The organism is Brevundimonas sp. (assembly GCF_018608325.1).
In the GTDB taxonomy this organism is placed as follows: Bacteria; Pseudomonadota; Alphaproteobacteria; order Caulobacterales; family Caulobacteraceae; genus Brevundimonas.
Window position 1 is genome coordinate 25,334 of the sequence record NZ_JABAZW010000104.1, and the last position, 522, is coordinate 25,855.

Annotated in this window: 1 protein-coding gene; it reads right to left on the minus strand. The window is 67.6% G+C overall.

Annotated features, from left to right (window positions below):
* Window positions 1–32 precede the first annotated feature (32 nt).
* On the minus strand, window positions 33–522 hold a 490-nt coding region (locus tag QZ281_RS10705), incomplete at its 5' end, for a DUF6880 family protein (protein ID WP_363297785.1).

Consider the following 522-nt stretch of genomic DNA (forward strand, 5'->3'; position numbering starts at 1 on the left):
GGAATGACGGGTCTGAGCTGGATGCTACGAACTTAAGGTTCGATCAGAAGATCGGCCGCAGCCGGGAAACGTTGCGCCAGCCGTGCGGCCCAGTCGGTTCTGTGCGGTAGAGATTTGTGGATTTCGCGGCGTCTCTGTTCGACCATGGCCGCTGCCTCACGGTGAGCGGGCCAGTCCATCAGGAAGCCCAATCCCTTTTCGAAATCGGCATGGGCGGCGGCAAGCGCCAGGGCGCGGTCCAGCGCCTCTACGTCGTCAAAGTCCGGCAGGCGCGCCAGATAGTCGCGCAGAACGGGCGCCGACAGCTCGTGCTGGAACAGCTCCCAGCGCAGGGTCTGGGCCTCGTCCTTGCGTCCCTCGGCGTCCAGAACGGCGATGGAGGCGGCCTCCCACGCGGGCGTCAGGCGCGGCGGGCCTTCAGCGGGTGATCGGCCAAAGGTCCACAGCCGGTTCGAGGCCGCAGGCGTCAGCGCCGCCTCCAGCGCCTCGCGCGCCTCGACGATCCGGCCTGCTGCGACAAGC